The sequence below is a fragment of the Enterococcus sp. 7E2_DIV0204 genome (assembly GCF_002140855.1).
In the GTDB taxonomy this organism is placed as follows: domain Bacteria; phylum Bacillota; class Bacilli; order Lactobacillales; family Enterococcaceae; genus Enterococcus_L; species Enterococcus_L lemimoniae.
Genome location: NZ_NGKY01000001.1, coordinates 2,682,361 through 2,696,086, shown reverse-complemented (window position 1 = coordinate 2,696,086; position 13,726 = coordinate 2,682,361). Strand labels below are relative to the sequence as shown.

General features: G+C 37.0%; 14 protein-coding genes, 1 pseudogene and 1 other annotated feature. Of the genes and pseudogenes, 1 reads left to right on the top strand and 14 read right to left on the bottom strand.

The genetic code is table 11. The features are described 5' to 3' along the window. The 6 genes and pseudogenes from A5819_RS12565 to sufC all read right to left on the bottom strand — a co-directional run. Positions 1-373: pseudogene (locus A5819_RS12565) on the bottom strand (hypothetical protein); the annotation flags it as partial. A 410-nt stretch (positions 374-783) separates the two neighbouring features. Then, positions 784-2,178, bottom strand: coding sequence for a Fe-S cluster assembly protein SufB (sufB, locus tag A5819_RS12560; protein ID WP_086279114.1), 1,395 nt, complete (start codon positions 2,176-2,178; stop codon positions 784-786). A 66-nt stretch (positions 2,179-2,244) separates the two neighbouring features. Then, positions 2,245-2,712 (bottom strand): Fe-S cluster assembly sulfur transfer protein SufU, encoded by a 468-nt coding sequence (sufU, locus tag A5819_RS12555; protein ID WP_086279113.1) that lies wholly within the window; start codon positions 2,710-2,712, stop codon positions 2,245-2,247. Then, positions 2,699-3,934, bottom strand: a complete 1,236-nt coding sequence (locus A5819_RS12550; RefSeq protein ID WP_086279112.1) for a cysteine desulfurase — start codon at positions 3,932-3,934, stop codon at positions 2,699-2,701. Before A5819_RS12550 ends, sufU begins: the two co-directional genes overlap by 14 nt. Continuing rightward, positions 3,931-5,217, bottom strand: a complete 1,287-nt coding sequence (gene sufD, locus A5819_RS12545) for a Fe-S cluster assembly protein SufD (protein ID WP_086279111.1) — start codon at positions 5,215-5,217, stop codon at positions 3,931-3,933. Before sufD ends, A5819_RS12550 begins: the two co-directional genes overlap by 4 nt. Positions 5,218-5,231: 14 nt before the next feature. After that, on the bottom strand, positions 5,232-6,002 hold the full coding sequence (gene sufC, locus A5819_RS12540; RefSeq protein ID WP_086279110.1) for a Fe-S cluster assembly ATPase SufC: 771 nt from the start codon (positions 6,000-6,002) through the stop codon (positions 5,232-5,234). Positions 6,003-6,319: 317 nt separating this feature from the next. On the opposite strand from sufC, the gene hemH reads away from it, so the two are divergent. Then, positions 6,320-7,261, top strand: coding sequence for a ferrochelatase (gene hemH, locus A5819_RS12535; protein WP_086279109.1), 942 nt, complete (start codon positions 6,320-6,322; stop codon positions 7,259-7,261). A 47-nt stretch (positions 7,262-7,308) separates the two neighbouring features. Here hemH and A5819_RS12530 read toward each other — a convergent pair whose 3' ends face one another. The 8 genes from A5819_RS12530 to A5819_RS12495 all read right to left on the bottom strand — a co-directional run bounded on the left by A5819_RS12530 (position 7,309) and on the right by A5819_RS12495 (position 13,725). Next, positions 7,309-8,160 (bottom strand): MetQ/NlpA family ABC transporter substrate-binding protein, encoded by an 852-nt coding sequence (locus A5819_RS12530; protein WP_086279688.1) that lies wholly within the window; start codon positions 8,158-8,160, stop codon positions 7,309-7,311. A 36-nt stretch (positions 8,161-8,196) separates the two neighbouring features. After that, complete coding sequence (locus tag A5819_RS12525; RefSeq protein ID WP_176271467.1) at positions 8,197-8,826, bottom strand: methionine ABC transporter permease; 630 nt, start codon at positions 8,824-8,826, stop codon at positions 8,197-8,199. A 49-nt stretch (positions 8,827-8,875) separates the two neighbouring features. Next, positions 8,876-9,913 (bottom strand): methionine ABC transporter ATP-binding protein, encoded by a 1,038-nt coding sequence (locus A5819_RS12520; RefSeq protein WP_086279107.1) that lies wholly within the window; start codon positions 9,911-9,913, stop codon positions 8,876-8,878. Between the two features lie 242 nt (positions 9,914-10,155). After that, positions 10,156-10,400: a binding site (T-box leader), on the bottom strand. Positions 10,401-10,455: 55 nt separating this feature from the next. Then, on the bottom strand, positions 10,456-10,788 hold the full coding sequence (locus A5819_RS12515; RefSeq protein WP_303393683.1) for a glycine cleavage system protein H: 333 nt from the start codon (positions 10,786-10,788) through the stop codon (positions 10,456-10,458). Then, on the bottom strand, positions 10,785-11,141 hold the full coding sequence (locus tag A5819_RS12510) for an arsenate reductase family protein (protein WP_086279687.1): 357 nt from the start codon (positions 11,139-11,141) through the stop codon (positions 10,785-10,787). The genes A5819_RS12515 and A5819_RS12510 overlap by 4 nt, the downstream gene beginning before the upstream one ends. A gap of 18 nt (positions 11,142-11,159) precedes the next feature. Continuing rightward, positions 11,160-12,344 (bottom strand): FtsW/RodA/SpoVE family cell cycle protein, encoded by a 1,185-nt coding sequence (locus tag A5819_RS12505; protein ID WP_086279106.1) that lies wholly within the window; start codon positions 12,342-12,344, stop codon positions 11,160-11,162. Between the two features lie 163 nt (positions 12,345-12,507). Continuing rightward, complete coding sequence (locus A5819_RS12500) at positions 12,508-12,978, bottom strand: hypothetical protein (protein WP_086279105.1); 471 nt, start codon at positions 12,976-12,978, stop codon at positions 12,508-12,510. A gap of 15 nt (positions 12,979-12,993) precedes the next feature. Next, positions 12,994-13,725 (bottom strand): hypothetical protein, encoded by a 732-nt coding sequence (locus A5819_RS12495; RefSeq protein WP_086279104.1) that lies wholly within the window; start codon positions 13,723-13,725, stop codon positions 12,994-12,996. Position 13,726: the final 1 nt, after the last annotated feature.

Genomic DNA, 13,726 nt, shown 5'->3' with positions numbered 1-13,726 from the left:
CTATTACACTAATACGAATGGCATAATCAATTGATCCAATTTTCTTAAAATAAGTTAAAACAAACATCAATACTGGAAGCACTATTAAGAAGAATTTGTTATACCCTTTTAATCTTGTAAGATTCTCCTTAAATTTTTCATCTTTTATTTTATATTCTTGATGATTTCTTACAACAACTGATTGTTGAATTTGAGTTGCATTAATATTTATAGCTGAATTATCACCTTGTGTTGTTATATTGTTAAATTTTTGATCTTGATTATTTATTGATTTTTCTGTCTTTTCTATAGCTTTCTTTTCTTTAAAAATACCTAATACTGTTGTAACTAGAGTTATGATTGTGCTAATTGCAGTTAAAATGGGTTCAATCAATTTCAATTCTCCTTTTTACCTAATCATACCAAGAGTAAGAAAAAATATCTATATTGATTTTTTATAAGATACCTATTTTCTTAGAGCCGTCCTTTCAATTTGTCCTGTCTATTACCTGATCTTCCCACAATCAACGCAGATTTCCAATAGTTGATGGCTCCATCATCGTGTCTAATATAAATCTGAATACCAACGCCATATGTGTAAAAATCATAATTCTGTACTATTTCTATTGGCAAAATTAGGATATAGTAGCGAATATAACTTCCTTGTATCGTTTGCTTAATATTTAATATATGACTAATCATGCACATAAAATATTAGATGAGTGAAATTCAGACTATAATATAATTTAACTAAAAAAAGCCAGAAACACCTTGTTTAAAGTGTTTCTGACCTATAATTGCAGGTTACCCTACACTGCCTTCCATCTCATAAGAAATCAATCTATTAAGTTCAACCGCATACTCCATCGGCAATTCCTTCGTAAACGGCTCTACAAATCCCATAACGATCATTTCAGTCGCTTCTTGTTCTGACAAGCCACGACTCATCAAGTAATAAAGCTGTTCTTCCGAAATTTTCGAAACTTTGGCTTCATGCTCTAACGCCACTTGACTGTTATGAATCTCATTAAACGGAATCGTATCTGATTTCGATTTATCATCCATGATGATCGTGTCACACTCAATGTGTGAAATCGAGCCCGCACTATCTTTCCCAAATGTTACTTGACCACGGTAATTCACTTCTCCGCCATCTTTAGCGATCGATTTTGAGACGATCGAGCTTGATGTGTTTGGTGCATTATGAATCATTTTTGCCCCTGTATCTTGGATTTGGTTTTCGCCGGCGAATGCGATCGATAGCATCGTGCCGCGTGCGCCTTTTCCATCTAGATAGACACTTGGGTATTTCATCGTTGCTTTTGCTCCTAGGTTTCCATCGATCCACTCAACGGTTGCTCCTTCGTAAGCTTTAGCACGTTTGGTTACTAGGTTATATACATTATCTGACCAGTTTTGGATCGTTGTGTAACGTGTATAGGCATCTTTATGGGTAAAGATCTCAACGATCGCTGCGTGTAAGCTATTGCTTGTGTACGTAGGTGCGGTACAGCCTTCTACATAGTGAACACTTGCGCCTTCATCCACGATGATCAGTGTACGTTCAAATTGTCCCGTATTTTCCGCATTGATCCGGAAGTAGGTTTGTAATGGGACATCTACGCGAACACCTTTCGGTACATAAATAAACGTTCCGCCAGACCAAACCGCTGAGTTTAGTGCAGCTAATTTGTTATCTGTTGGTGGCACTAATTTTGAGAAGTATTTCTTGAATAAATCAGGGTATTCTTTCAACGCTGAATCAGTATCTGTAAAGATGATTCCTAATTTTTGGAATTCTTCTTTCATATTGTGGTAAACCACTTCTGATTCGTATTGCGCTGAAGCTCCAGCTAGATAAGCACGTTCTGCTTCTGGAATTCCGATTTTTTCAAAGGTTTCTTTGATTTTATCTGGTACATCATCCCAGTCACGAGCCGGTTTGTCACTGGCTCTTTGGAAATATTTGATTTTTTCAAAATCGATATCAGATAAATCTGGTCCCCATTCCTGCATTGGCATTTTGTGGAATTGTTCTAATGATTTCAAACGGAATTCCAACATCCATTCTGGTTCTTCTTTTTTACGTGAAATTTCTCTAACGACTTCCTCTGTTAGTCCATCTCCTGTACTGAAGATCGGTTTCACATCATCGTGGAAACCAAATTTATATTCTTCTAACTCTGGTACGTTGCTCATTATTTCACCTTCCCTTAAATATAAGTTCGAACTAAAAGGAAACAACGTTCCTCTTGATTTATATTTTTATTCTTCGCAGTGTAATTGTCCTGCGGTTCCTTGTCCATCATTTTCAACCGCTTGTTCTAACGCTTTCCAAGCAAGTGTTGCACATTTGATCCGTGCCGGGAATTTTGCCACACCGCTAAGCATTGCTGCGTCACCTAGTTTTTCTTCTTCTGGTACGTCATTTCCTTGTACCAATTGAGAAAAATCTTCAGCTAGCTGTTCTGCTTCAGCTAATGTCTTCCCAATCACCGCATCTGTCATCATACTAGCACTCGCTGTACTGATCGAACAACCACTTCCGCTGAACGCAATATCTTTAATGATATTGTCTTGGATAGTTACTTGCAATTCAATCACATCTCCACAAGTCGGGTTATTCATTTCGATTTTCTTGCTTGATTCTGCCAATGTCCCATGATGATGAGGATGACTTGAATGATCTAAAATCACTTGACGATATAAATTATCTAATTTAGATAGAGCCATGTCGGAAAAACTCCTTTGTCGCTAAAATTGCTTCGATCAATCGATCAGCATCTTCCTTGGTATTATAAAGATAGAAGCTTGCACGGGCTGTCGCCGGAACGTCTAAATAGTTCAGTAATGGCTGCGCACAATGATGTCCTGCCCGAACTGCCACACCTTCCATATCCAAAGCTGTCGCCGTGTCATGTGGGTGTAAGCCATCCAAATTAAATGCCAAAACACCTGTATGATGAGCTGGATCTTGTGGTCCGTAAACCGTCAGACTTTCAATCGCTAATAGTTTTGGTAATACATAAGCCACTAATTCCGCTTCATGTTGATGAATGTCTTCTAAACCAATCTCCGTTAGAAAATCGATTGCCGCACCTAGAGCGATTGCTCCAGCAATATTTGGTGTTCCTGCCTCAAATTTCCAAGGCAGTTCTTTCCAGGTACTGTCATACAAATTCACGAAATCGATCATTTCCCCACCGAATTCAACTGGTTCCATTTGATCTAGCAATTCACGTTTTCCATATAATACACCAATTCCAGTTGGACCACACATTTTATGCCCGCTAAATGCGTAAAAATCAGCATCGATTGCTTGAACATCCACTGACATATGCGGTACAGCTTGAGCACCGTCGACAACTAAGACAGCACCGTGACTATGAGCTAGCTCTGCCAACTCTGCCACTGGATTGATCACGCCTAAAACATTGGATACATGTGCGATAGAAACGATCTTGGTTTTATCCGTAATTTGTTGTTTCACACTTTCCATATCTAAAAAGCCATCTGCTGTGATCTCAATATATTTTAAGGTTGCGCCTTTGCGTTCTGCTAGTTGTTGCCAAGGAATAATATTAGAGTGATGCTCCATATAGGAAATCACGATTTCATCCCCTGCTTCAACCGCTAAATCGCCATAGCTTTTTGCGACCCAATTTAAACTCGTCGTTGTGCCTCGGGTAAAGAGCGTTTCCGCTGTTTCTTTCGCATTGATAAAAGCTCTAACTTTTTCACGAGCCGCTTCATAATCTTTGGTCGCACGTTCTGCCAACGTATGCACACCACGGTGAACATTAGCATTATCATGTTCGTAATAATAAGTCAGTCTATCTAAAACTGTTTGGGGTTTTTGAGTTGTTGCTGCATTATCCAGATAAACAAGCGGCTCATCATTTACTTCTTGAAACAAGATGGGAAACTGTTGCCGAATCTTATCTGCGTTTATCATGCATTCAACTTCCCTTCAATTACGTCTACAAATTCTTTTTGCACTTCTTTTACAGGAATCGCTGTGATCACGGAACCTAAGAAACCACGGATAACCAAACGTTCTGCTTCTTCTTTTCGAAGACCACGACTCATTAAATAGTACATTTCTTCTGGATCAACACGACCAACACTGGCCGCATGTCCTGCAGTTACTTCATTTTCATCGATCAATAAAATAGGATTGGCATCACCACGGGCTTTGTCTGAAAGCATTAAGACACGACTTTCTTGTTGAGCATCTGCCCCTTTAGCTCCTTTTAGAATATGACCAATTCCGTTGAATGTTAAAGTACCACGTTCACGAATTACCCCATGTTGTAAAATATGTCCCACTGAGTGAGAGGCTTTATTGGTTACACGCGTATCGATACCTTGTGTTTGTTTACCAGCACTGATTGCCACAACTTTCACTTCTGAATGAGAACCTTCACCAACTAAATCTGAATCAAAATCAGCAACCACGTCACCATCATTCATTACGCCTAAAGCCCAATCAACAGATGCATCACGCATAATATGTCCACGACGGTTCATGTAAGTCGAAAGATTTTCGCCTAATTGGTCGACTGCAGAATATTTCACTTTTGATCCTGCTTTAGCGATTACTTCAACAACGATGTTTGCCGAAACTTTTGCTTTCCCTTCGCCGATTGTTTGGAATCTTTCTAAATAACTGAATTCACTGTGCTCGTCTGCAATGATCAAAACATGTTTGAAGAAAGATTGTTCACTATCTGAATCTTGAATAAAGATCGATTCAATCGGTTCTTCGATCACTACATTTTTAGGTACATATAAAAATACACCACTGTTCATAAACGCTGTATGGAAAGCCGTTAGCTTGTCTTCGTCCATTTCTACAGCTTTCGTCATATAGTATTCTTTGACTAGATCGCCATGCTCTTGCATCGCTGTAAATATGTCAGCGAAAATCACGCCTTGATCGGCTAATTTCGCTGAAAGTTGTTCAAAGGCTGTGATCGATCCTTGTTGTACGATGACTGGATTGTCTTTCATTGCGTCAAAGCTAGGGATATTCATCGCTTGTGGTGCATATTCTTCTGTATTTACATTAAACAAAGGCCAACGGTGAAATTTCACTCGTTCAATCTTTGGTAATTCTAAGTTTTCAGCTTTTTCTAAAGCCGCTGCACGCAAGTCCGTCATCCATGAGGGTTCTTCGTTACGTGCTGAAAAAGCTTTGATGTCGTCAAGATAATTTGCTGTTGTGATGTCTTTCATTTATCTTGTCCTCCTTACGCTTCTTCTTTGTATTCGATACCTAATTCTTCACTGATTCCAGCATAGCCTTCTGCTTCTAAACGTTTTGCAAGATCAGCACCGCCTGTTTTCACGACACGGCCTTCCATCATGATATGCACCACATCTGGTGTAATATAGTTCAATAGACGTTGGTAGTGAGTGATGATCAATGCACCAAAGTTTTCGCCACGCATTTCATTCACGCCTTTTGAGACAACTTTTAAAGCATCGATATCTAAACCAGAGTCGATTTCATCTAAAATGGCAAATGTTGGTTCTAGCATCAATAATTGTAAGATTTCATTTCGTTTCTTTTCTCCACCTGAGAAACCTTCGTTCAAATAACGTTCAGCCATTTCTTCGGGCATATTTAGTAGTTCCATTTTTTTATCTAATTTTTTAATAAACTGCATCACAGAAATTTTGTCGTCTTCATCACGTTTAGCATTGATCGCTGCACGCATGAATTCGGCATTCGTGATACCTGGAATTTCACTTGGATATTGCATCGCTAAAAATAGACCTAAGCGAGCACGTTCATCTACTTCAAGTTCTAAGACATTTTCACCGTCAAAAAGAATTTCACCTTCTGTGACTTCGTAGTTTGGATTTCCCATGATCGCAGCAGATAACGTTGATTTACCTGTTCCGTTTGGTCCCATGATCGCGTGGATTTCTCCTGTTTTCATGGTCAGGTTCACACCTTTTAAAATCTTTTTATCTTCGATTGATACGTGTAAATTTTTAATCTCTAAAACGGACATGTATAATTCCCTCCAACTTAAAAATAATTATTTTATCGTTCTCATTCATTTTATCCTAATTGAGAATGATAAGCAATCTCTTTACTAGAATAATTCTTAATTAAGCTAGCTTTTGTTTGTGAAAAAGTGGACTTAATTAGAATCTTTCTAAATTAACTATTGTTCTTTTATTTGGATTTTACTCTGTTACTTGCTTTTATACATTCCTGATTACTTTGATTTTCCCCACATATTGTGAGATAATTTACAACGATTTCAGAATAATTTTGACTAGAGCAAAAATCATTTTGTCCAGCCAATCGAAAAGAGGGTTTTTAATGTCTAAAAAAGGCATCATTCTTGTTAATCTTGGTACACCAGATAAACCTGAAACCAAGGAAGTTCGAGCTTATCTTAAACGCTTTTTAGGAGATAAACGAGTGATCGATACTAATCGTTTGATTTGGCTTCCTGTTTTACATGGGATCATTCTACGAACCAGACCAAAAAAATCTGCTGCTTTGTACCAACAAATCTGGCAAGAAGCTGGTTCACCGTTACTTATTTATACTCAATCACAAACGAAGCAACTGCAAGCACGCTTTCCAGATCAAGTTGTGCGTTATGCCATGTCATACAGCAGCCCTTTGATTCCAGAAGTGTTACAAGAGATGCATGATTTAGGGGTAACTGATTTGACGATCATTCCATTGTATCCCCAATATTCAACAACGACTACAGCGCCAATATTCGACGAAGTAGCAAAATTTTATTTGAAAGCTGAAGCGATTCCTAGCTTACATTTTATTCAATCATTTTATGATGAGCCATTATATATCGAAGCCTTAGCGAATCAAATCAAACAAGCTTTAACAGAAAGAAAAATAGATAAAATTGTGTTCTCTTATCACGGTATTCCAGTTTCTTATGTAGAAAAAGGCGATCATTATTTAGAGCATTGTCAACAAACGACCCAAGCTGTTATGGAACAGGTCGGTGATGTTTCGCACATTAGCACCTTTCAATCAAAATTTGGACCTGCTGAATGGCTGACACCAGCTACTGATCAAACGTTAAAAGAGTTACCTAAGCAGGGAGCTAAAAATATTTTGATTCTGACACCTGGTTTTGTTTCTGACTGTTTAGAAACGATAGAAGAAATTGAAAAAGAAAATTATGGCTATTTTATGGAAAATGGCGGTGAACATTTCCACTATATTCATCCATTTAATGCTGATCCTATTTTCATTGATATTTTAGAAAAAATGATACAAAAATAATAAAAAGAGACAGAAAAAATCGATTAAAATTTTTTCTGTCTTTTTTATTATTTATCTACTGGTTTTACAGATCCATCCCATTTTTCAAGAATCCAATCTTGGATTTCTTTACTATGCAATGCATCAACTAATTTTTTGATCTTATCACTATCTTTATCTTCAGAACGAACAGCCACAATATTTACATATGGTGAGTTGTCTTTTTCAAGTAAAACTGAATCTTTCAACGGGTTCAACCCTGCGCTATAAGCAAAGTTAGCGTTGATTGCTACAAGATCTGCTTCATCGTTATTGTACGTTGTAGTTAGTACCTCTGGATTGATATTATGGATAAATTTCAAGTTTTTAGGATTTTTATCAATATCTTCAAATGTCGCTGTTTCTAAGTCAACACCATCTTTAACCGTAACTAAATCTGCATCTTGTAAAATCGTAATAATTCGACCCCAGTCAGATTCTGAATTTGACGTAATGATCGTTGCACCGTCTTTTAAGTCTTTAATATCTTTGATTCGTTTTGAGTATAGACCCATCGGCTCAATATGAATACCGCCAGCATTGGCAAAATCATATTTGTTTTCTTTGACTTGTAAATTAAAGTACGGAATATGCTGGAAGTAATTGGCATCGATATCGCCTTCAGCTAAGTTTTTATTTGGTAAGATGTAGTCATCGAATTGAACGATTTCTAAATCAACACCTTCTTTTTTCAAAATTGGTTTAACTTGTTCAAGGATTTCTGCATGAGGTGAAGCTGATGCACCGACTTTTAAAACTGAAGATTCTTTTGCAGATCCTGCTGATTTACTATCAGTTGTTTTGTCCTTTGCGCCTCCACAAGCAACTAAACCAAATGTTACAACTGCCAATGCTGCTAAACCGAATAATTTCTTTTTCATCATATATTTCCTCCAATTATGTTCTATTTTGATTGTTTATCGTTTGTCAGAGCGTTTCACTAATTGATCGCCGACAAACTGAATAATAAACACAATAACCAAGATTAAAACTGTTGCAACCAACGTGACTGTATTATTGTTACGACTAAATCCTTCTTGATATGCTAAACCACCAAGACCGCCGCCACCGATGATCCCAGCCATTGCTGTAAAGCCAATCATTGTGATCGTTGTTAGCGTTACACCCGATAATAACGCTGGTGTGCTTTCAGGGATCAAGACTTTAAAGATTTTTTGAATTTTAGAAGCCCCCATTGCATCTGCTGCTTCTAGCACACCACTGTCCACTTCACGAAAAGCAATTTCGACTAAGCGGGCATAAAATGGCGCAGCTGATACGATCAATGATGGAATTGCTGCCTTTGCGCCAATTCCTGTGCCAACTAATTTTCTTGAAAAGTCCATCAACAAGATAATCAACACGATATAAGGAATCGAGCGGAAAATATTGCTAACGACTGATAAAATACTATAGCAAATTTTTGCAAAAGGTGATTTGTTACGGCTTAAACTGTATAATAACAAACCTAATAAAAAACCAATAATAATAACAAAAATCATCGCAACGACCGTCATAAATAATGTATCAATCGCCGCCTGCTGCATTGATTCTGGATTCACTCGGCTAAAGTTTAAATATTTCTCTGCAAATGTTTCATTCGCCACGGTGAATCACCTCCATCACAACTTCTTTTTCATTGAAAAATGCCAATGCCTTATCTATTTCACTAGTTGTTCCTGTAATCATGACAGTCAAGGTCCCAAAGGCTCCTTCTTTTGCTTGTTGAACTTGACCTTGAACCACATTGATATCTACAGCAAACTGACGAATTGCTTGTGAGATCACAGGCTCGTTGGCATTATCACCGCTAAATTGCAGTGTTGCGACAAGTCCTGCTGGATTTTCTTTGATCAGCTCTTGTAACAGCTCTTCTGTATCTTCTTTTGGTTCTAATTCCTGTTGAACAAAACGTTTCGTAACAACTTGTTTAGGATGTCTAAAGACCTCTAAAACATCACCTTCTTCAACGATTTGGCCTTGTTCCATTACTGCAACTTTGTTGCAGATTTTTCGGATCACGTGCATTTCGTGGGTAATCAAAACAATGGTTAAGTTCAACGTTTGATTGATTTCCAAAAGCAGATCCAATACTTCATCTGTAGTTTGTGGATCTAATGCACTTGTTGCTTCATCACAAAGTAAAATTTCAGGGTTATTGGCTAATGCTCGAGCAATCCCTACACGTTGTTTTTGTCCACCAGATAATTGACTTGGATAAGCATCTCCACGACCTTCTAATCCAACTAAGCTTAAAAGTTCTTGTGCTCGTTCTTTTCTGACTTTCTTTGGAACATTTGCTAGCTCTAAAGGTAACATAATATTCTCTAAAATCGTTCTTGACCATAATAGATTAAAGTGCTGAAAAATCATCCCAATCTTTTTACGAAATTGGCGTAACTCTCGGTTGGCCATTTGAGCAACATTTTGACCTTGAATAATGACTTCTCCTTGTGTTGGTAATTCTAGACCATTTAATAAACGAACCAAGGTACTTTTACCAGCGCCTGAATAACCAACGATTCCATAAATATCTCCTTGATCAACCGTTAGTGAAACATCCTTCACCGCTGTTACTTGCCCACTTTTACCGGAAAATTGTTTTTGTACGTTTTGTAATTCAATTAGAGGCATTTCTTCCCCTCCACTTTCTTTGGTTTTGCTTCTTTTTTATTATACTACATGATTTGCTTTGCGTTGTGAAATAGCTGGTAGATTATTTTTTATAATACAGTGTGATTAATCTACTGCCTGGAATGTAATTCACTAGTAAGGAAACTTCTCTCACTTCGTTCGCCAAGTACTGTTCAACATCAGTTTACTTTGTAAACTGTGTTGAACATGCAAAAAGCTTCCGCCCCATGTCATCGATCTGACAAAAGGACGAAAGCTTGTCTTTCGTGTTACCACCTTGATTTACCATTATTTCACAATAATAGCCTTATACAGTACTTGAATTCGCATACTATTGTGCTATAACGGGCACTCCCGTAATAAGTTCACATGCGCTCACTTATTCTGCTCAAAGACCATCTTCCATCTCAACTATGCTGCCCATTTTCAGCGAACAAGGCTCTCTTCAAACACGTTTGACATGTACTCTTCTTTTCAAAGCTTTCACTTTATATTGATGAAATTATAGCAATATCCAAATCGCTTGTCAATCATTTTCACGCTTAGCTTAATTCTGCTTCATCGATATCGGTTAGAATGGCGATCCAAGCGTTCTTTTGATCAGCATCATCCAATGTACTCGGATCTTGTTCAGCCGCTTCATTGATCGCTGAAATCGTCCCGCTAAGAGGTGTACTAAATTCACTGACTGCTTTTTCAGCTTCCAATTCGATCAATGACTCTCCTTTTTTCAACGTTTGCCCTACTTTCGGCATGGTTGCAAACGTAATATTGCCTAGATCTTCTTGCGCTTCATTGGTCAAACCGATTTTATAGCCAGCATCTGTTTTTAAGAGCCACAAGCTATCGATTATTTTCAATTCTTCCGCCATTATTGAGTAGCTCCTTTGTAATCAGATTCTTTAAATCCGTTTGCTAAAAATTGCTCTCCTTTAACAAAAATCGGACGTTTGATCAACATACCATCAGTTGCTAATAATTCACTTGCTTCCTTGATTGAAAAGTCGTTGACTTTATCTTTCAAACCTTGTTCTCTATAGCGGATGCCGCTTGTATTAAAGAAACGGCGGACTGGTAAATCACTTTGCTCCATCCAACTTGCTAATTGTTTTGCAGTGGGTGGATTTTCGATCATATCGATTGTTTCGTATTTTACCTGATGCTCATCTAACCAAGCCTTTGCTTTCTTACAAGTTGAACATTTTGGATACCAGAAAAATGTGTACATTTTAACGCCTTCTTTCATTTAATAGTCTTCGATTGTTGCTTCTTTTTGATATTTCATTGACATAATCAATCCTACGCCTAACATATTGCCCAAAATCGAGGAACCACCTTGACTAATAAATGGTAATGGAATTCCTGTTAAAGGCAATAGCCCAATATTTGCACCAATATTTTCAAATACATGGAACAGAATCATCATGATAATCCCTGTTGCAATGTAGGCATAAAATTCATTATTTGTTTCAAAACAAACACGAATCATGCGGTAAATCAAGATAAAGTATAGCAAAATAATAAAACAGCCGCCAATGAAACCAAAGTTCTCACCGACAACAGTGAAAATCATATCTGACTCTCTAACTGGCACATAAACATCACTGACATTGTAGCCTTTACCAAGTAAACCACCTGAACCAATCGCAGTTATTGCTAATGCTGGTTGGAAAGAACGATCTGGATCATGATGAAAAGGATTCATCCATAAATCGATTCGGTCAAATTGATAAGGTTTAAAGCCAACAGAATACAAAAATTCACGTCCCGTAGTCGTTGTCACTAAATAAATTGTTCCTGCACCTATTAGTAACGCAGCCAAAAATGTTGGTAAAATAATTCTCCAAGTAATCCCTGACATTAAAAATACTCCGCCAAAAATGGCTAAGAAAACCAACATCGTCCCAAAATCGTCTTGTAGTAAAATTAGAATAATGACTGGCATCGTGACTAACATCATTTTACCAATCAGCCAAAAGTCCGATTTTAACGTTCGATTGACATTTTTCACATTATGCATCGTCACTACGTAAGCCAACATCAAGATAAAAGCGACTTTCATTAATTCTGAAGGTTGGAATGTCGTTCCGCCAATACTGATCCAGTTTTTAGAACCGGTTTGTGATTCTAAATAAGGATCGTAAAATTTTAAAAGTAGTCCCATCATGACTAAACCAATCGCATAGAAGATAGGGGTCAATCGCCATAGAAGTTTGGAACTAAAATTCATAACAATTACAATACTGACACCACCGACTAAATACCATAAGCCTTGTTTCATAAGCATATTACCAATCTCTGGTCGGTTAGGATCATTGCTTAGCGCCACATAAAGTGACAATATTCCGATGATCGATAGAAGGAATACAGGTAAAATCACACCATAATCAATTCTATTATCTAAATTACGCATTAGTTTATTTTTATTCATTCGTCATCCCTTTTCCTTATATCATACGCTTTTTATTATAACTTTCTATAGGGAGAAAAGAAAGTATAGTCTTGATGATTTTGGAAAAACTTTAGGGAATTAAAGACTTGTTGATCATAAACTTACTATCAATTCCTTTTATAGATTACTTATTCTTATAATTTTAAGATTCAATTACTGGGAATTTCTGATCAGTAATATAAGTATAAGACCCTTGAAGTTGATCTGAATTAAGTGATCCATTTGTAATTATTCTAAGTCCAGCATTATTCATATAGATATTGGCAAATGAACCTACATGTGAATTGGATGATAATGGACCAGCTATATCTGCGTTTGCAATTGGTAAAAAACCATTTGGAAAAGCATCTTTTGGTAAAATTGTTTGCCATTCCGCTTTACCTTTTAAAGTAATAATTATAGAGAGAGTCACCACTTGACCTATACGTTTAAACGTAAATCTCCCTTCAGAATAATATGAATTATCAGTAATCAAAAGGCTCTTTGTAAATAATTTTGTATTCTTATCAATATCAACTATATTTTCTTCTACCTTTTTTTCTATCGTAGAAAAATTACTTTGAATCGTTTCCGCTCCATTTTCCATTCCTCTATAAATTTTTTCTAATTCCATCATTTTTCCTCCTTCTTATTTACGTAATTCAAAAATAATTGAACGTACATTTTCTTCATCGATAATCATATAATGCAACTCATCTAGCATCACTAGCTCGGCTTCATTTTTATACTCAACTGGCAGTGAAACGATGCTCTCATTAGCACCAATATGTGTTACTTGGCAAGGAATCGACTGACTTGCTGAACCGCCAAATAATCCAGTTGGCTCAGTTCCCAAATTCATGACGCCAATTCCGTGAGTCCATGTTCGAACATTAACTTCGGGTTGTACACCTAAAGCGTGATCGATCGTCACATCAAAACCAATCGGTAAAAATTTAACAAGTAATTGTTCCATATTCTCTAATCGATCATCTAACACTGGAAATTTACCATACAAATCGCTATTTCTTGCATTAATCAATTCACTATCAACTGTTGCATTTTGCTGAACAGCTCTAAATTGCTCTTCTATCTGAGTTTGCCGTTGTTCAACTTGTGTTTGTCTTTTTTCCGTATTCTCAGCAATTTCTTTGATACGGTTGAATAAAACACTCGAATATTCTGATATTCTAGCAATCGCTTCTCTTACATGACGACGCCACATTTTTGTTCTCACCCATAACGCATACTTTTGGGTCAAGGGATCGATTACGCCAAATTTGATTGCTTCTTCGATTTCTTCAACATCTGTGGGGTCTTTATAATCAACCTCATGATTTTCACCTGTTGGTTGTGTATCATAAAATTTTTGTTCCGGCATT